Source organism: Enterobacter cloacae complex sp. IR5441, from assembly GCF_049238215.1.
Taxonomy (GTDB): Bacteria; Pseudomonadota; Gammaproteobacteria; order Enterobacterales; family Enterobacteriaceae; genus Enterobacter; species Enterobacter hormaechei_C.
Window position 1 is genome coordinate 1 of the sequence record NZ_JBMKIA010000028.1, and the last position, 16,793, is coordinate 16,793.

Genomic DNA, 16,793 nt, shown 5'->3' on the forward strand with positions numbered 1-16,793 from the left:
AGTTCGCACATCTTGTTGTCTGATTATTGATTTTTCGCGAAACCATTTGATCATATGACAAGATGTGTATCCACCTTAACTTAATGATTTTTACCAAAATCATTAGGGGATTCATCAGAACTCAACATCAATCAACTGCCAAAACATCCTCTCTATTTCAAGTTTTTGGGCTTCGCGTTCAGGTATGCTCTCGTTATGTTTTACTGCTATAGCTTTGTATCGAAGTCCGCCTTCAGGAGTTCTCAAGGTCAGTAAAAAATCGGTTGTCATAACATTCAGAACTTCGACAGGTACTCCTCTTACTCCCCTCACCATAGGATGTTGAAAATGTAGATGATTTGCTATTTGTTGGGTAAGCCGGAGAGGAAAGAGTGGGAATTGTTCCCGGATATCAATCACCGAGTCATTAAACTCAGCCAGATAGAAAAAGTTACTTTCGACAGAAGAAAGGAGATGATGGTTTCGAAACGTCTTAAGGCCAAAGACTATCGAACGGTTTCCACGGGATTTAACGTCCTGAGCTCTAAGCCAGGGCTGATAACTTTGGCCATAGCCCACTCCTATGCCGTCACCTAGCGCATTTTCATAATCCAAATAGGATTTGAGACGCCTACCCCTAGCCATGATCGTACCCTAAAAACGACATTGATACGTACCTATATGTGTATTTTATAGTCTCCAACCCTATAACCACACATTCAGTAAGTATACAACATTAGCGTCGTTTTTTGAGAATGGTTACAACTTTAGTGCTTTGTGTACAACTTTATTGTCCTCGGACATCAGCGAGTGCCTGCGCGCATGCCCAGGCACTCGCCCACGCCCACTGGAAGTTATACCCGCCGAGCCAGCCGGTCACGTCCATCACTTCACCAATGAAATAAAGACCCGGCACGTTGCGGGCTTCCATCGTGCGGGATGAGAGTTCGTTTGTATCCACGCCGCCGAGCGTCACTTCCGCGGTGCGGTAGCCTTCGGTGCCGTTTGGCTGTACGCGCCAGTTCGTCAGCGTCTCCACCAGCGTTTCCTGCTCGCGGCTGTTGAGCTGCTTGAGCGTAACATCCGGAATTTGCCCTAACGCCTGCAAGCACTCCACGAGACGCTTCGGCAGCTGCATCGCCAGGGTATTTTTCAGGCTTTGATTCGGGTGCGCGGCGCGTTGCTCGTTGAGGAAGGCTTCCAGATCGCAGTCCGGCACCAGGTTTACGGAGACAAACTCCCCCGGCTGCCAGTAGCTGGAGATCTGCAATACCGCCGGGCCCGAGAGTCCGCGATGGGTAAAGAGCAGATTTTCGCGGAACACCGTGCCGTCTTCGGCCGTAATGACCGACGGCACAGACACGCCGGAGAGCGTCTGAAGCTGTTCCAGCAGGGGCTTATGCAGCGTGAACGGTACCAGCCCGGCGCGGGTGGGCAGTACCTTCAGGCCAAACTGCTCGGCGATTTTATAGCCGAACGGTGAGGCACCCAGCCCCGGCATCGAGAGGCCGCCGCTGGCGATCACCAGGTTATCGGCGCTGACGGTTTCACCGTTGAGTTGCAGCGTGTAGCCCTGCTCGTCACGGGCGACGTCCAGCACTTCGGTGCGCAGGCGCATTACAACGCCGCCTTTCTCGCACTCGGCCACCAGCATATCAACGATTTGTTGCGCGGAGTCGTCGCAGAACAGCTGTCCCAGCGTCTTCTCATGCCACGCGATACCGTGTTTACCCACCAGTTCGATAAAATCCCACTGGGTGTAACGCGCCAGCGCAGATTTACAAAAATGACGGTTCTGGCTCAAATAGGCCGCAGGCTCGACATAAAGATTAGTAAAGTTACAGCGCCCGCCGCCAGACATCAGGATCTTGCGGCCAGGCTTTTTTCCGTTATCCAGCAGCAGCACGCGACGACCCGCTTGTCCGGCCATCGCCGCACAAAACATACCCGCCGCACCGGCGCCAATTACTACGGCATCAAACCTTTCCACGTCAAAATCCTCTTCGTTAACTGCCGCGGATTGTAAAGTTTCCTCAGTGGTCGCACCAGCGTAAAAAGATATTACAAAGCCATTTCATTGATATTTAAAGATTATCCTTTCAGGCACATTTCTCAAATCAGGTAGTATGTCAAAAAAAGTCTATATTTCACTTTGCCCGTTGCGCATTTGTCCTGGATAATGCGCCGCGTTCATGTCCTCAAAATGGCGTAACGTCCTATGCTACATTTGTTTGCCGGCCTGGATTTACATACCGGGCTTTTATTATTGCTTGCTCTGGTTTTTGTGCTGTTTTACGAAGCGATCAACGGCTTCCACGACACTGCAAACGCAGTAGCAACGGTTATCTACACTCGCGCAATGCGATCGCAGCTTGCGGTCGTTATGGCGGCGGTATTTAACTTTTTTGGTGTCCTCCTGGGCGGACTGAGCGTTGCGTATGCCATTGTGCATATGCTGCCAACGGATCTGCTGCTTAACGTGAGTTCCGGTCATGGCCTGGCCATGGTGTTCTCTATGCTGCTTGCTGCGATTATCTGGAACCTCGGTACCTGGTATTTCGGCCTGCCGGCATCCAGCTCTCACACCCTCATCGGCGCGATTATCGGTATCGGGTTAACCAATGCCCTGATGACCGGGACCTCCGTCGTTGATGCGCTGAATATCCCGAAAGTTCTCGGTATTTTCGGCTCTCTGATCATCTCCCCTATCGTCGGTCTGGTGGTGGCGGGTGGCTTGATTTTCATCCTGCGTCGCTACTGGAGCAACACGAAAAAACGTGCGCGTATCCACCTGACGCCAGCAGAGCGTGAGAAGAAAGACGGCAAGAAAAAGCCGCCGTTCTGGACGCGTATCGCGCTGATCATTTCCGCTATCGGCGTCGCCTTCTCTCATGGCGCGAACGATGGTCAGAAAGGTATCGGCCTGGTGATGCTGGTTCTGATTGGCGTCGCACCGGCGGGCTTCGTGGTTAACATGAACGCCTCCGGTTACGAAATCACCCGTACCCGTGATGCGGTAAACAACGTTGAGACTTACTTCCAGCAGCATCCTGATTTGCTGAAGAAAGCGACCGGCGTGGACCAGCTGATTCCTTCTCCGGAGTCAGGCGCAACGACGGCACCGGGCGAGTTCCATTGCCATCCGGCAAACGCGATTAACGCGCTGGAACGTGCGAAAGGCATGCTGGCCGATATCGAAAGCTACGACAAGCTGGCTGTTGAACAGCGTGGTCAGCTGCGTCGCATCATGCTCTGTATCTCCGACGTGACCGATAAAGTCGCGAAGCTGCCAGAGGTTAATGCTGACGACCAGCGTCTGCTGAAGAAACTGAAAGGCGATATGCTCAACACCATTGAGTACGCGCCAATCTGGATCATCATGGCGGTCGCGCTGGCGCTGGGTATCGGTACGATGATTGGCTGGCGTCGTGTGGCGACCACCATCGGTGAGAAGATCGGTAAGAAAGGCATGACCTATGCGCAGGGTATGTCCGCGCAGATGACGGCGGCGGTATCTATCGGTCTGGCAAGCTACACAGGTATGCCAGTCTCCACCACCCACGTACTCTCTTCGTCCGTGGCAGGTACCATGATTGTTGACGGCGGCGGTTTGCAGCGTAAAACCGTGACCAACATTCTGATGGCCTGGGTGTTCACCCTCCCGGCGTCCATCCTGCTGTCTGGCGGTCTGTACTGGATTTCGCTGAAGCTGATTTAATCGGCTGAAGGCGACAAAAAAGCGGGTCAGGAAACTGGCCCGCTTTTTTTATGCTCAGTGCCAAATCATCAGCGCAATCATACTCACCACAACCAGACCACACAGGGCGCTGGTCAAAATGAACTGACGACGCAGGCGCTCGCAGCGACGGATAAACTCTTCATCGTGGTGATCGCGGTAGCGTTGGTAGTAGATATACCCCACCAGACGCATCTGCTTGCTGGGCTGTCCGTGCGAGGTGAAGAACCCTCCACCGTCCACATACTGATAAAGCAACGGATCGCAACCACGAAGTACCACTAACAGCGCACGTAACGATGAGAAGTAGCGCGCCATATTCACTATGCAAACCACGCATAACGCCCAAAACAATGCGACGGTGCTAATCATACATCCTCCCCGGCGTCCGCCCACGAAGCAAGGCTCCTGAGCTACCGCACCCCAATGCCCTGACAGACAGTTCAGTGAAAGAATGACCAAAAGTCGATCCGGTTCGCGTTTTAATATCCGAACGGCTCATTAAATAGTGTAGGAGATCCGTTAATTTTTTTGCCACAAGGTTAATCGTTATCAACACCAAAGCTTGAAAAATATGTTTAACTGGGCCGTAATGAAAGCATCAGACGACGGCTTTCCCATTTAGTCATCGATAACTTAAGGAAGGAGTAACACTATGGCTTACAAACACATTCTCATCGCGGTAGACCTCTCCCCGGAGAGTAAAGTGCTGGTTGATAAAGCAGTATCCATGGCACGTCCCTACAACGCGAAAGTTTCGCTGATTCACGTTGATGTGAATTACTCCGACCTCTACACCGGTCTGATCGACGTGAATCTCGGCGATATGCAGAAACGCATCTCCGAAGAGACTCACCACGCGCTGAGCGAGCTTTCTACCAACGCGGGCTATCCAATCACTGAAACCTTAAGCGGTAGCGGCGATCTGGGCCAGGTGCTGGTTGATGCGATTAAGAAATACGATATGGACCTGGTGGTATGCGGTCATCACCAGGACTTCTGGAGCAAGCTGATGTCTTCCGCGCGCCAGCTGATTAACACCGTACACGTGGATATGCTGATTGTTCCACTGCGTGACGAAGAAGACGAGTAAGTGCAAAAAAGCCCGGTGGCGCTAACGCTTACCGGGCCTACAAGCGGCACTGAATGTAGGCCGGGTAAGGCGAAGCCGCCACCCGGCTTTTTTATTCTGGCGTTCCCGAATAAATATCAAATCGGTGTCCTTTGGTGGTCACCGCGTTAGTGGTCGCAACGTCCGCCAGCGGCGGCGCATAGTCCGGCCGCTTCACCACCACCCGCTTCGTCGCCAGCTGACGAGCCGGCTCCAGCAGGCCATCGGCATCTAAATCTGGCCCCACCAGAGACTGAAACACCCGCATCTCTTTCTTCACCAGCGCGCTTTTCTGCTTATGCGGGAACATGGGGTCGAGATAGACCACCTGCGGGCGCGGGGTGATATCGGTCAGCGCCGTCAGGCTGGAGGCATGAATAAGTTGCAAACGTTCCTGTAACCACGGGCCGATTTCCGGGTCCGCGTAGCCCCGCGTCAGCCCGTCGTCGAGCAGCGCGGCGACAACCGGATTACGCTCCAGCATCCGCACCCGACAGCCGACAGACGCCAGCACAAAGGCATCGCGCCCCAGCCCCGCCGTGGCATCCACCACGTCCGGCAGATAGCTGCCTTTAATGCCGACCGCTTTGGCCACCGCTTCGCCGCGACCGCCGCCAAACTTACGTCGGTGCGCCATCGCGCCGCCAACAAAATCGACAAAAATCCCGCCAAGCTTCGGCTCATCGCGCTTGCGCAGCTCCAGATGTTCCGGCGTCATCACCAGCGCCATCAGGTTGTCTTCATCATGTTCCAGCCCCCAGCGGGTCGCCAGAACAGATAAGGCGCCGTCCCCGGCGCCTGTTTCATCTACTAAGCAGATCTTCACGTAGCAATCAGCCTTTGATTCCGTAATGCTCCAGCATCGCATCCAGCTGCGGCTCGCGGCCACGGAAGCGTTTGAACAGCTCCATAGGCTCTTCTGAACCGCCGCGCGTCAGGATGTTATCAAGGAACGACTGACCGGTTTCGCGGTTGAAAATCCCCTCTTCTTCGAAGCGCGAGAAGGCATCTGCCGCCAGCACGTCGGCCCACAGGTAGCTGTAGTAGCCTGCGGCGTACCCGCCTGCGAAGATATGGCTGAACGCGTGCGGGAAGCGTCCCCAGGTCGGGCCTGGAATAATCGCGACCTGCTTTTTAATCTCAGCCAGGGTTTCGAGGATTTTCGCCCCCTGCTCCGGGCTGAACTCGGCGTGCAGGCGGAAGTCGAACAGGCCGAACTCCAGCTGACGCAGGATGAACATCGCCGCCTGGTAGTTTTTCGCCGCCAGCATTTTATCCAGCAGTTCTTTCGGCAGCGGTTCGCCCGTTTCGTAATGGCCGGAGATAAATGCCAGCGCGTCCGGCTCCCAGCACCAGTTTTCCATAAACTGGCTTGGCAGCTCGACCGCATCCCATGGCACACCGCTGATACCGGCGACGCCAGCGGTTTCGATGCGGGTCAGCATGTGGTGCAGGCCGTGACCGAACTCGTGGAACAGGGTGATCACTTCATCGTGGGTAAACAGCGCAGGTTTGCCGCTCACCGGGCGGTTGAAGTTACAGGTCAGGTAGGCGACCGGTTTTTGCAGGGAACCATCTGCTTTACGCATCTGGCCCACGCAGTCGTCCATCCACGCCCCGCCACGTTTGTTTTCTCGCGCGTAAAGATCCAGATAGAAGCTGCCGCGCAGCTCGTTTTTCTCGTCATACAGCTCGAAGAAGCGCACGTCCGGATGCCAGACGTCGATGTCGGTACGCTCTTTCGCGGTAATGCCGTAGATGCGTTTCACCACCTCGAACAGGCCGTTAACGGCTTTGTTTTCCGGGAAGTACGGACGCAGCTGTTCGTCGCTGATGCTGTAGAGATGCTGTTTCTGTTTTTCGCTGTAGTACGCGATATCCCACGGCTGAAGCTCGTCCACGCCGAACTCCGCTTTCGCAAAGGCGCGCAGCTGAGCCAGTTCTTTTTCACCCTGAGGACGGGCGCGTTTCGCCAGATCGGTCAGGAAGTCGAGCACCTGCTGTGGGTTCTCAGCCATTTTGGTGGCGAGGGATTTATCCGCGTAGCTGCCGAAGCCCAGCAGCTGTGCCAGCTCGTGGCGCAGGGCGAGGATCTCCGCCATCACCGGGCTGTTGTCCCACTTACCGGCATTCGGCCCCTGATCGGAGGCGCGGGTGCTGTAGGCGCGGTACATCTCTTCGCGCAGGGCCTGGTTGTCGCAGTAGGTCATCACCGGCAGATAGCTTGGGATATCCAGCGTTAACAGGAAGCCTTCCTGCTCTTTCGCTTCGGCCTGGGCTTTTGCCGCCGCCAGCGCGCTTTCCGGCATACCCGCCAGTTCAGATTCATCGGTAATCAGCTTCGTCCAGCCCATGGTGGCGTCGAGGACGTTGTTGCTGTACTGGTTGCCCAGCTCGGACAGGCGCGCGGCGATTTCGCCGTAGCGAACCTGTTTTTCTTTTGGCAGGCCAATCCCGGACAGTTCGAAATCACGCAGGGCGTTATCGACCGATTTTTTCTGCGCCGTGTTCAGTTCGGCATAGTGGTCGCCGTCGCGCAGGTCGCGGTAGGCTTTGTAGAGCCCCTCATGCTGACCGACCCAGGTGCTGTACTCAGAGAGCAGCGGCAGGGTCTGTTCGTAGGCCTCACGCAGCTCCGGGCTGTTTTTCACCGAGTTCAGGTGACTCACCGGGGAGAAGATACGCCCCAGCACGTCGTCCACTTCGGCCAGCGGCTGACACAGATTTTCCCAGGTGTACGGCGCGCCCTGCGCGACCACGTTTTCTACCGCCGCACGGCAGTTGTTCAGCGACTGGGTAACGGCCGGAACCACATGCTCAGGGAGGATTTTAGAAAACGGTGGCAACGAAAAAGGCGTCAGTAATGGATTGGTCATAAACGCTGTCCTGTTGAAATAGATGAATGAAGCGCGCATCCGGCGCTGTGCATATTGTTTTCAGTAATGGGGTTAAGTGTAGAGGATTTCAATGCCGAAGGTTGTCGAAAAACGCCCGGTGGCGCTGCGCTTACCGGGCCTGCGGGTAATCTGTGCCGTTCTGCTGTAAACTGTGGCAAATCGTCAATTCAGCGGAATATCATTACCCATGCTCAGTTATCGCCACAGCTTCCACGCAGGCAACCACGCCGACGTCCTCAAACATACCGTTCAGAGCCTGATCATCGAATCGCTTAAAGAAAAGGATAAACCGTTCCTTTATCTGGACACCCACGCGGGCGCGGGCCGTTATCAGCTGAGCGGCGAGCATGCCGAGCGTACCGGTGAATATCTGGAAGGGATTGCGCGTATCTGGCAGCAGGACGATCTGCCTGCCGAGCTGGAGCCGTACATTGGCGTGGTGAATCACTTCAACCGCAACGGCCAACTGCGTTACTACCCGGGTTCACCACTGATTGCCCGCCAGCTGCTGCGTGAGCAGGACAGCCTTCAGCTGACAGAGCTGCACCCGAGCGACTTCCCGCTGCTGCGTTCTGAGTTTCAGAAAGATAACCGCGCCCGCGTGGACAAAGCCGATGGCTACCAGCAGCTGAAAGCCAAACTGCCGCCGGTTTCCCGTCGCGGCCTGGTGCTGATCGACCCGCCGTACGAAATCAAAACCGACTATCAGGCGGTGGTGACCGGCATTAACGAAGGTTACAAACGCTTTGCGACCGGCACCTATGCCCTGTGGTATCCGGTAGTGCTGCGCGCGCAAATTAAACGCATGATCAAAGACCTCGAAGCGACCGGCATTCGTAAAATCCTGCAAATTGAGCTGGCGGTGCGCCCTGACAGCGACCAGCGCGGCATGACCGCGTCCGGCATGATCGTCATTAACCCGCCGTGGAAGCTCGAAGCACAGATGAACAACGTGCTGCCGTGGCTGCACAAAACGCTGGTGCCAGCCGGTACGGGTCACGCCACCGTGAGCTGGATCGTGCCGGAGTAATCGCAGCCATCGGTGGAAACTATTGATTTCAGGTATACAATCGCGGCAATTCACGATTAAGGACAACGCTATGACTAAGCATTATGACTACATCGCAATCGGCGGCGGCAGCGGCGGCATCGCCTCCATCAACCGTGCGGCCATGTACGGCCAGAAGTGTGCGCTGATTGAAGCCAAGGAACTCGGCGGCACCTGCGTGAACGTGGGTTGTGTACCGAAGAAAGTGATGTGGCATGCCGCGCAAATCCGTGAAGCTATCCATATGTATGGCCCGGACTACGGCTTTGACACCACCATCAACCACTTCGACTGGGATAAACTGATCGCCAGCCGTACCGCCTACATCGACCGTATTCACACCTCGTACGATAACGTGCTGGGCAAGAATAACGTCGATGTGATCCGCGGCTTCGCCCGTTTCGTGGATGCGAAGACGATCGAAGTGAACGGCGAGACGATCACCGCCGATCACATCCTGATCGCCACTGGCGGCCGTCCGAGCCACCCGAACATTCCGGGCGCGGAATACGGTATCGACTCCGACGGTTTCTTCGAGCTGCCTGCTCTGCCAGAACGCGTTGCCATTGTGGGCGCAGGTTACATCGCGGTTGAGCTGGCCGGCGTGATTAACGGCCTGGGAGCGGAAGCGCACCTGTTCGTGCGTAAACACGCGCCGCTGCGCAGCTTTGACCCGCTGATCGTCGACACGCTGGTCGAGGTGATGAACACCGAAGGCCCAACCCTGCACACCAACGCCGTGCCAAAAGCGGTGGTGAAAAATGCGGACGGTAGCCTGACTCTGGAGCTGGAAGATGGTCGCAGCCAGACCGTTGATTGCCTGATCTGGGCGATTGGTCGTGAACCGGCCACCGACAACTTCAACCTGGCCGCAACCGGGGTGAAAACCAATGAAAAAGGCTACATTGTCGTTGATAAATTCCAGAACACCAGCGTACCGGGCATTTATGCCGTCGGTGATAACACCGGCGCCGTAGAGCTGACGCCGGTTGCCGTGGCGGCGGGGCGTCGTCTTTCCGAGCGTCTGTTTAATAACAAGCCGGACGAACATCTGGACTACAGCAACATCCCGACCGTGGTCTTCAGCCACCCGCCAATCGGTACCGTCGGCTTAACCGAGCCGCAGGCGCGTGAGCAGTACGGCGATGACCAGGTGAAAGTGTATAAATCGGCCTTTACCGCGATGTATACCGCGGTCACCTCGCACCGTCAGCCATGCCGCATGAAGCTGGTGTGCGTGGGCCCGGAGGAGAAGATCGTCGGCATCCACGGCATTGGTTTCGGCATGGACGAGATCCTGCAAGGCTTCGCGGTGGCGCTGAAGATGGGCGCAACGAAGAAAGACTTCGATAACACCGTGGCGATCCACCCGACTGCGGCGGAAGAGTTTGTGACTATGCGCTGATCCGCAACAAAACCGGCCAGCTGGCCGGTTTTTTTATGCCCTGGGCAGGTAAACCCAACGGCTGTACAAACGGTAACAAAATAACCCGGTACCCGCGGTGGAATTAACTAATCTTAGAAAGCGCTACGCGTTCGCCTGTTACTACGGAAAAAGATTAGAGATATGAAAATGCACGTAAAGATCACCGCAAAACTGATGGCCAAAATGCACCTTGTTCTCGCGCTGGTTTGGGCGATACTGACTATTCCTACCCTGCTGTGGTGGAAAAACAGCATTCTGTGGGTGTCGTTAATGAGCATTTACGCCATCGTGATTTCCCATCTGGCTGCGTACAGCGCCGCCCATGCGGAAAAAGCGGCCAGCAAAGCGATGGATAAAAGCGAAGGCGCCAGCCAGAAAGCCAATCAAACCGCCAAAAGCCTTCAGGGCAATGCGCGTCAGGCGCATTAATCCCTGCGTATATGCAGAATACCGAATGCTCTGAATTTTATTCCTGCTCTGTTTCCAAAGATTCTGATTTAATAATTTCATAATCAAAGGGATATCTGATTTTCAGCGTGTTTAAATCCATTTTGAAAGCGTGATCTACCGCACACTTCGCACCGCATTAACCGAAGCGAATGTCTACGCTTTAAAGATAGCCGGGAAAAACCCGTATTGGTTACGACAAAAACCGGAGGTCCTGAACACCATGTTCAACCAGAAACTACAGACTGCCGAGGATATCGAGTTCGAGATTGCAGAAGAGCTGCGCTACGAAACCGATCCCTGTGAGTTAAAACTGGATGAGATGATCGAGGCAGAGCCGGAACCGGAAATGATTGAAGGGCTGCCGGCGTCCGATGCCCTTACGCCCGCAGACCGCTACCTTGAACTGTTTGAACACGTCCAGTCGTCGCGGCTGTTTGCGGACAGCAAAACCTTTCCCGACTGCGCGCCGAAGATGGATCCGCTGGATATTTTGATCCGCTATCGCAAGGTGCGTCGTCACCGTGATTTTGACCTGGCGCGCTTTGTGGAGAATCACTTCTGGCTGCCGGAGGACTACAGCAAAGAGTACGTCTCTGACCCCGGCCTGTCCCTGAAAGAACATATTGATAATCTGTGGCCGGTGCTGACGCGTGAGCCGCAGGATCACATCCCGTGGTCGTCGCTGCTGGCGCTGCCGCAGGCCTATATTGTGCCCGGCGGGCGATTCAGTGAGACCTACTACTGGGACTCTTACTTCTCCATGCTGGGGCTTGCTGAAAGCGGTCGTAACGATCTGCTGAAATGTATGGCCGATAACTTCGCCTGGCTGATTGAGCGCTACGGCCATATCCCGAACGGCAACCGTACCTACTATCTCAGCCGCTCTCAGCCGCCCGTTTTTGCCCTGATGGTGGAGCTGTTTGAAGAGGACGGCGTGCGCGGGGCGAAGCGCTATCTTGAGCATCTTAAGATGGAGTACGCCTTCTGGATGGACGGGGCGGAATCGCTGCTGCTCAATCAGGCCTATCGCAGTGCGGTACTCATGCCGGATGGCTCATTGCTCAACCGCTACTGGGACGATCGCGACACGCCGCGAGATGAATCGTGGATTGAGGACGTGGAAACCGCCCGTCATTCCGGTCGTCCGCCGAACGAGGTGTATCGCGACCTGCGCGCCGGGGCAGCCTCAGGATGGGATTACTCATCCCGCTGGCTGCGCGATCCTGCGCGGCTGGCCAGCATCCGCACGACACAATTTATCCCCATTGATTTGAACGCATTCCTGTTCAAACTGGAGAGCGCTATCGCCAATATCTCCGCGTCGAAAGGGGATAAAGAGACGGCTGATCTGTTCCGCCAGAAAGCCAGCGACCGGCGCGCGGCGGTGAACCGCTATCTGTGGGACGAAGAGAACGGCTGTTATCGTGATTACGACTGGCGGCGTGAAGCCCTGGCGCTGTTCTCTGCGGCCAGCATTGTGCCGCTGTATGTGGGCATGGCGACGCATGAGCAGGCTGAACGGCTGTCCGATGCCGTTAAAGCCCGTCTGCTCACGCCGGGCGGTATTCTCGCCACCGAATATGAAACCGGGGAGCAGTGGGATAAGCCGAACGGCTGGGCGCCGCTCCAGTGGATGGCGATCCAGGGGTTCAAGCAGTACGGCAATGACTCGCTGGGAGATGAGATCGCCTGGAGCTGGCTGCACACGGTGAACCATTACTACAAAACCCATCATAAGCTGATTGAGAAGTACCACATCGCCAGCAGCACGCCACGCGAAGGTGGCGGGGGGGAGTATCCGTTGCAGGATGGCTTCGGCTGGACGAATGGCGTGGTGCGGCGGTTGATTGGGCTGTATGGGGAGCCCTGAGCCTTGCCCCTTTGGGGTGAGGGGGAAAAATAATCAGCGGATCACCTCATAAATGGCAGTCTGGATGGACTGCCATTTTTTTGTGCTGGCATCGGGCTGCGTCTTCGCGCGGCGCGTTGCCATATCGGCGTCGTGCTGCTGACGTTTCACTACCGCCGGGACGGTACAGAATGCTTTCAGGTACTGCTTACGCATAGACGTCAGCGATTCGCCGTTCGCCATCGCATGGCTAAGCGTATTAATAAAGCGTCGGCAGGGCTTTTGCTCTGTCATTTGCAGGCGGTAGCGCAACAACACTTCCAGCACGTCGTCGTAGCCTGCCGACAACGCCTCCTCCGTCCATGACATTTTCCAGTCCATCCCACCCTGCAAAAACAGGAGCGCCACGCGAGTATCGTTGCGGCTAATCGCTGAACGGAAGTTGTTTTCATCCCAGGTGACACCCATGCGCGTCAGCGTTTCTCGCGAGGAAGGCGTTTCGCGCATCTCCTGCACCGGCGCGGGAGATGCCGTACTGGCTACAGCTGGCTGCGGTTTACTGCTGGTCACCAGCCAGAATCCCCCCACGACAATCGCGATAACCATCACGCCAACCGCTCCCCACAGCACGCCGGAAATCAGCTGTTCGCGCTGCTCTGGCGTACGCGCGGCGCGCTGAGTCGGTTTTTCTATACTGTCGCGCACTTCAAAAAGATCGCCGCCTGTGGTGCGGTCCATTTTTTGCGCCTTTTCCCAGAACGCGTGCAGCTCGCTTTCGTCCACCGCCATCAGCGCCGCCGGGTTAACGCGTGTCCGCCCTTCCTCAAACGCGCGCTGAACGGAGCGGGTGATCTGCGTGTAATAGCAGTCGAGCAGCTGGATTTGCGCCCCGCTTAACGGCTGCTGCACGGTGATGCTGTTGCGGATTTGTCGAATATCTTCGAGGAAGGTTTGCAGGGTTTTGCGGGGCTCTACCAGCAGCGTCAGCATGTCCGGAGCGTTAAACAGCGGCGCGTAGTAGCGGCTAAATTCTTTTTTATCCACCAGCAGCTGGGCCAGTTCGCTGAACAACATGCCGCTCAGAACATCATTAATCTCACCGTTTTTCAGCCAGCGACGCACGCGTTCAGCGTTAAACAAGGTCTTAAGATGATTATTCAGCCGCACCGGATCGGGCCACGCCTGTTGTATCAGTCCTTTAATCATCAGCTCAATGGCACGCACCTGTTTCTGCGCCTGAAGCTGGCTCTCCTTCTCTGGCACCCTCCCGGTTTCGTAGGTCAGGAGGGGCTGTTGCAGGCGCAGATATTCAAGGGAGGTGACGAAGCGCATCGCCGCAATCAGCTGATTTTCGCTGACATCCTGCCCGCTTTCATACTGGGGAACACGCTGCTGAAGCAAGCGTAATTGCAGCGTAAAGGCCGTCATTTCCGCATCATTCAGATTCAGCTTCCTGGCTACGGCGCCCCACCCGCCCAGCCCCAGGCGGGCGCTATCCAGTTGCTCCAGAAACCAGCGTGGATCTTTTCCTTCAGAAACATGTACATTCAACAGAAGTAAAATTTCAACAGACGCCTGACGGATCGCTGCCAGACAGTGTTCAAACTGTTCGCGGGTATGATGCGATGAGCTAATCATCATTGTTTTCCTTGAGAGACAATGAGTACCGCTAAAGCGGCATTAAAAGTCGTTTTTCTTTTTATTTATATGAGGTTAAACATACCTGACTTTCTGTTGAAATAAAGTGACAACCTTATAATCATTTGCAATGCCTCCGGAGGATCGTCATGCCCGCCTTAACCACCGCGCGTCTCACCTGCTCGCCGCTGCAAGAGCAAGACTGGCCCTTTTTTCTGTCGCTACAGCAAAATCCTGAGGTGATGCGTTTTGTCGCCCCTGCGCGTAGCGAGGCGGACATTCGGGAAGCCTTTGAGTCTCGTCTGTTGCCGTGGATGCCGGGCAGCTCGTACTGGCTCTGCCTTGTGGTGCGTGAGACGGCCAGCCAGACGCCGCTGGGCGTAACCGGCTATGTGCACCGGGAAGCAGATTGTGCTGAAGTCGGTTTTCTCTTTGCGCCCTCTGCGCAGGGGAAAGGTTACGGCTTTGAATCTCTGCGGGCTGTGTGTGATTTCGCGCTGACTCAGGGTAATATCCGTCGGCTCACCGCCACCGTGACGGCGGGAAATATCGCCTCAAGGCGACTGCTGGAAAAAACAGGTTTTCAACTGGAAGGTGAGTTGCGTGAGAGTTATTTCCTTTCAGGGCAATGGCATAACGACTGGTTATTCGGTTTACTGAAAAAGGAATTCCCGTTCAGTTAAACCTGATCAACAGCCATTTGGCGGATATTTCCCCGGCGGCGTTTCCTCTATAGTCGCGCCACTAAGAGGAAACGCTTATGACGGGTTATGCAATGCAGATATCTTCTGCTGCAATCGCATTAATTAAAAAACAACAGGGTCTTTCCCTGGAGAAATACCGTGACGAAAAGGGTATATGGGTTATTGGTTATGGTCACGTGATTCGCCAGTGGGAAAAATTTAACAGTCTCATCACGCCGATTGAGGCGGAGAATTTGCTTTTTAATGATATTCAATTATGTGAGGCGCTGCTGCGGGAAATGAACAAACGCCCATTAACCCAACAGCAGCATGACGCCCTGATATTAACCCTCTTCAGTTTTGGGGAAGAGTCCCCTCTGCCTGAGAAGATCCTTCAGGCCGTCGCCCGGGTGTAGTACATCGCGGCCTGCGTCCGGTTTTTGACATCAAGACGCCGGAAAAGCGTCTCAAGATGGGCTTTTACCGTTGCCGCACTGATATTGAGATTACGACCAATCTCTTTATTGGACTCTCCGGCCGCCAGTAACTTCAATACCTCACGCTGGCGCTCGCTTAACACTGCCAGTTCATCCTGAGAGGAGTGCTGCTTCAGCCACTCGCCGGGAAAACAGACCATTCCACGCGATACGGAATCCAGCACTGCGGAAAAGCGTTCGGGATTCGCATTGCGGGGAATTATCGCCACCACGTTGCGCTGAAACATTTGCTCAACCCAACGTCGCTCTTTTTTCGTTAACACCAACACCACGCGCGACGCTGGAAAACGATCCATAATCTCTTCCAGTAAAGCCACACCATTATCACGAATTAAATACCCATCTATCATGACGATAGCGGAGGGTGACGCGGATAATTGCGCCCATAATTCATCAGTCTGACGAGCCCCTGTCATCTCTATTTTCGGAATTAACTTCTGCAAACTGTACATCGCTCCATGAATAAATAATGACTGCCTGTCAAACATGATTACTCGCATCGTTTTACTCCTCTGAGAATAGCGAAGGGGGATTCTACAGAGGCATTTTTTAAGAAAAAACTCAATGAATGGAGAGGTTACAAATCACCCAGCTCTCTTTATATCTTCCAGCATTTAGACATACCTGTTTTAAGGATTTCCTTAAGAGGGTTCCCTCCCCCTTAAGACTGAACATTACAGGAACATACCGCCTGAAACTTCAATACGTTGTGCATTCATCCAGCCCAGTTTGTCACTGAGCAACGCCGCAATGGCATCACCAATATCATCGGGCAGGCCCACGCGTCCCAGCGCCGTCTGCGAGGCCAGCAGCTGGTTAAGCTCCGCATTATCCCGCACGTGTCCGCCCCCAAAGTCGGTTTCAATCGCACCGGGCGCGATGATATTGACGGAAATTCCGCGCGCGCCAAGCTCTTTTGCCTGATAGCGGGTCAGCACCTCCATCGCCCCTTTCATTGCCGCGTAGGTGCCTGAACCGGGCTGAGTAAAACGGGCCAGTCCGCTGGAGACGTTCAGGATCCGCCCTCCGTCTTTTATGAGCGGCAGCAGCTGTTGCGTGAGGAAAAACGGCCCTTTGAAGTGAATGTTCAGCGCATCATCAAACTGCGCCTCCGTCGTCTCGGTATAGGGTGCGTATAACCCCGTGCCTGCGTTGTTCACTAAATAGTCAAAGGTGTCACGTTGCCAGACGTGTTTGAGGGTATCCTTCACCTGCTGAGCAAAGCGCGAAAAACTTGCCGTATCGCCGACGTTAAGCTGCAATGCTGCCGCTTTCCCGCCTGTTGCCTCGATTTCGCGCACAACATCCTGCGCCTCCTGCTGGCTGTTGTTCCAGGTCAGGATGATGCCTGTCCCTTCCGCGGCCAGCTTCAAAACGGCATTTTTCCCCAGGCCGCGGCTACCGCCCGTCACTAAAGCAATACGTTCACTCATAATTCACCTCGTTTCGGCTGTGATGAAGATTGAGAAAGAGCTTATT

The 16,793-nt window shown here is 55.0% G+C and carries 15 protein-coding genes and 1 pseudogene; 8 read left to right on the forward strand and 8 right to left on the reverse strand.

The features are described from left to right. Positions 1-117: 117 nt before the first annotated feature. Together ACOTX5_RS21030 and ACOTX5_RS21035 are read right to left on the reverse strand one after the other, a co-directional pair. Positions 118-624, reverse strand: a pseudogene (locus tag ACOTX5_RS21030) (TnsA endonuclease N-terminal domain-containing protein); the annotation flags it as partial. A gap of 142 nt (positions 625-766) precedes the next feature. Beyond that, positions 767-1,969 carry an NAD(P)/FAD-dependent oxidoreductase gene (locus tag ACOTX5_RS21035; RefSeq protein WP_045910928.1) on the reverse strand — a complete coding sequence of 401 codons (1,203 nt, stop codon included), beginning with the start codon at positions 1,967-1,969 and terminating at the stop codon, positions 767-769. A gap of 228 nt (positions 1,970-2,197) precedes the next feature. Between ACOTX5_RS21035 and pitA the strand changes: the two genes are divergently transcribed. Next, complete coding sequence (gene pitA / locus ACOTX5_RS21040; RefSeq protein ID WP_003861225.1) at positions 2,198-3,697, forward strand: inorganic phosphate transporter PitA; 1,500 nt, start codon at positions 2,198-2,200, stop codon at positions 3,695-3,697. Positions 3,698-3,751: 54 nt separating this feature from the next. Here the strand turns inward: pitA and uspB are convergent, their stop codons facing one another. After that, the gene (gene uspB / locus ACOTX5_RS21045) at positions 3,752-4,087 is read right to left on the reverse strand and encodes a universal stress protein UspB (RefSeq protein ID WP_003861224.1); all 336 of its coding nucleotides are present in this window, start codon (positions 4,085-4,087) and stop codon (positions 3,752-3,754) included. A gap of 283 nt (positions 4,088-4,370) precedes the next feature. Between uspB and uspA the strand changes: the two genes are divergently transcribed. After that, the gene (gene uspA / locus ACOTX5_RS21050) at positions 4,371-4,808 is read left to right on the forward strand and encodes a universal stress protein UspA (protein WP_003861223.1); all 438 of its coding nucleotides are present in this window, start codon (positions 4,371-4,373) and stop codon (positions 4,806-4,808) included. Positions 4,809-4,899: 91 nt separating this feature from the next. Here the strand turns inward: uspA and rsmJ are convergent, their stop codons facing one another. Beyond that, the gene (rsmJ, locus tag ACOTX5_RS21055; RefSeq protein WP_045910929.1) at positions 4,900-5,652 is read right to left on the reverse strand and encodes a 16S rRNA (guanine(1516)-N(2))-methyltransferase RsmJ; all 753 of its coding nucleotides are present in this window, start codon (positions 5,650-5,652) and stop codon (positions 4,900-4,902) included. Between the two features lie 7 nt (positions 5,653-5,659). Beyond that, on the reverse strand, positions 5,660-7,702 hold the full coding sequence (gene prlC, locus ACOTX5_RS21060) for an oligopeptidase A (protein ID WP_045910930.1): 2,043 nt from the start codon (positions 7,700-7,702) through the stop codon (positions 5,660-5,662). A 208-nt stretch (positions 7,703-7,910) separates the two neighbouring features. Here prlC and ACOTX5_RS21065 point away from each other — a divergent pair, with 208 nt between their 5' ends. The 4 genes from ACOTX5_RS21065 (at position 7,911) to ACOTX5_RS21080 (ending at position 12,517) form a co-directional block, all read left to right on the forward strand. Continuing rightward, positions 7,911-8,753 (forward strand): 23S rRNA (adenine(2030)-N(6))-methyltransferase RlmJ, encoded by an 843-nt coding sequence (locus ACOTX5_RS21065; protein WP_006808562.1) that lies wholly within the window; start codon positions 7,911-7,913, stop codon positions 8,751-8,753. 70 nt (positions 8,754-8,823) lie between these two features. Further along, positions 8,824-10,176, forward strand: coding sequence for a glutathione-disulfide reductase (gorA, locus tag ACOTX5_RS21070; RefSeq protein ID WP_045910931.1), 1,353 nt, complete (start codon positions 8,824-8,826; stop codon positions 10,174-10,176). Between the two features lie 162 nt (positions 10,177-10,338). Then, entirely contained in the window at positions 10,339-10,626 is a 288-nt protein-coding gene (locus tag ACOTX5_RS21075; RefSeq protein WP_032672213.1) for a hypothetical protein, read from the forward strand. A 241-nt stretch (positions 10,627-10,867) separates the two neighbouring features. Beyond that, positions 10,868-12,517, forward strand: coding sequence for an alpha,alpha-trehalase (locus tag ACOTX5_RS21080; protein WP_126489828.1), 1,650 nt, complete (start codon positions 10,868-10,870; stop codon positions 12,515-12,517). Positions 12,518-12,550: 33 nt separating this feature from the next. On the opposite strand, the gene ACOTX5_RS21085 is transcribed toward ACOTX5_RS21080, so the two are convergent. Further along, positions 12,551-14,137, reverse strand: coding sequence for an STY4199 family HEPN domain-containing protein (locus ACOTX5_RS21085; RefSeq protein ID WP_045910932.1), 1,587 nt, complete (start codon positions 14,135-14,137; stop codon positions 12,551-12,553). A gap of 146 nt (positions 14,138-14,283) precedes the next feature. Here ACOTX5_RS21085 and ACOTX5_RS21090 point away from each other — a divergent pair, with 146 nt between their 5' ends. After that, positions 14,284-14,817: a GNAT family N-acetyltransferase gene (locus ACOTX5_RS21090; RefSeq protein WP_045910933.1), complete on the forward strand. Its 534-nt coding sequence runs from the start codon at positions 14,284-14,286 to the stop codon at positions 14,815-14,817. 77 nt (positions 14,818-14,894) lie between these two features. Then, positions 14,895-15,233: a lysozyme gene (locus ACOTX5_RS21095; protein ID WP_015571514.1), complete on the forward strand. Its 339-nt coding sequence runs from the start codon at positions 14,895-14,897 to the stop codon at positions 15,231-15,233. On the opposite strand, the gene ACOTX5_RS21100 is transcribed toward ACOTX5_RS21095, so the two are convergent. Both ACOTX5_RS21100 and ACOTX5_RS21105 read right to left on the reverse strand, forming a co-directional pair. Continuing rightward, positions 15,212-15,814, reverse strand: a complete 603-nt coding sequence (locus tag ACOTX5_RS21100) for a response regulator transcription factor (RefSeq protein WP_017384182.1) — start codon at positions 15,812-15,814, stop codon at positions 15,212-15,214. The genes ACOTX5_RS21095 and ACOTX5_RS21100 overlap by 22 nt on opposite strands. Before the next feature lie 174 nt (positions 15,815-15,988). Further along, positions 15,989-16,747: an SDR family NAD(P)-dependent oxidoreductase gene (locus ACOTX5_RS21105; protein WP_047726912.1), complete on the reverse strand. Its 759-nt coding sequence runs from the start codon at positions 16,745-16,747 to the stop codon at positions 15,989-15,991. Positions 16,748-16,793 lie beyond the last annotated feature (46 nt).

Bases quoted from the DNA above. Each gene is read 5' to 3' on its own strand.
- pitA (WP_003861225.1), top strand. From the start codon at position 2,198: ATGCTACATTTGTTTGCCGGCCTGGATTTACATACCGGGCTTTTATTA.
- uspB (WP_003861224.1), bottom strand. From the start codon at position 4,087: ATGATTAGCACCGTCGCATTGTTTTGGGCGTTATGCGTGGTTTGCATA.
- uspA (WP_003861223.1), top strand. From the start codon at position 4,371: ATGGCTTACAAACACATTCTCATCGCGGTAGACCTCTCCCCGGAGAGT.
- prlC (WP_045910930.1), bottom strand. From the start codon at position 7,702: ATGACCAATCCATTACTGACGCCTTTTTCGTTGCCACCGTTTTCTAAA.
- ACOTX5_RS21065 (WP_006808562.1), top strand. From the start codon at position 7,911: ATGCTCAGTTATCGCCACAGCTTCCACGCAGGCAACCACGCCGACGTC.
- gorA (WP_045910931.1), top strand. From the start codon at position 8,824: ATGACTAAGCATTATGACTACATCGCAATCGGCGGCGGCAGCGGCGGC.
- ACOTX5_RS21075 (WP_032672213.1), top strand. From the start codon at position 10,339: ATGAAAATGCACGTAAAGATCACCGCAAAACTGATGGCCAAAATGCAC.
- ACOTX5_RS21080 (WP_126489828.1), top strand. From the start codon at position 10,868: ATGTTCAACCAGAAACTACAGACTGCCGAGGATATCGAGTTCGAGATT.
- ACOTX5_RS21085 (WP_045910932.1), bottom strand. From the start codon at position 14,137: ATGATGATTAGCTCATCGCATCATACCCGCGAACAGTTTGAACACTGT.
- ACOTX5_RS21090 (WP_045910933.1), top strand. From the start codon at position 14,284: ATGCCCGCCTTAACCACCGCGCGTCTCACCTGCTCGCCGCTGCAAGAG.
- ACOTX5_RS21095 (WP_015571514.1), top strand. From the start codon at position 14,895: ATGACGGGTTATGCAATGCAGATATCTTCTGCTGCAATCGCATTAATT.
- ACOTX5_RS21100 (WP_017384182.1), bottom strand. From the start codon at position 15,814: ATGCGAGTAATCATGTTTGACAGGCAGTCATTATTTATTCATGGAGCG.
- ACOTX5_RS21105 (WP_047726912.1), bottom strand. From the start codon at position 16,747: ATGAGTGAACGTATTGCTTTAGTGACGGGCGGTAGCCGCGGCCTGGGG.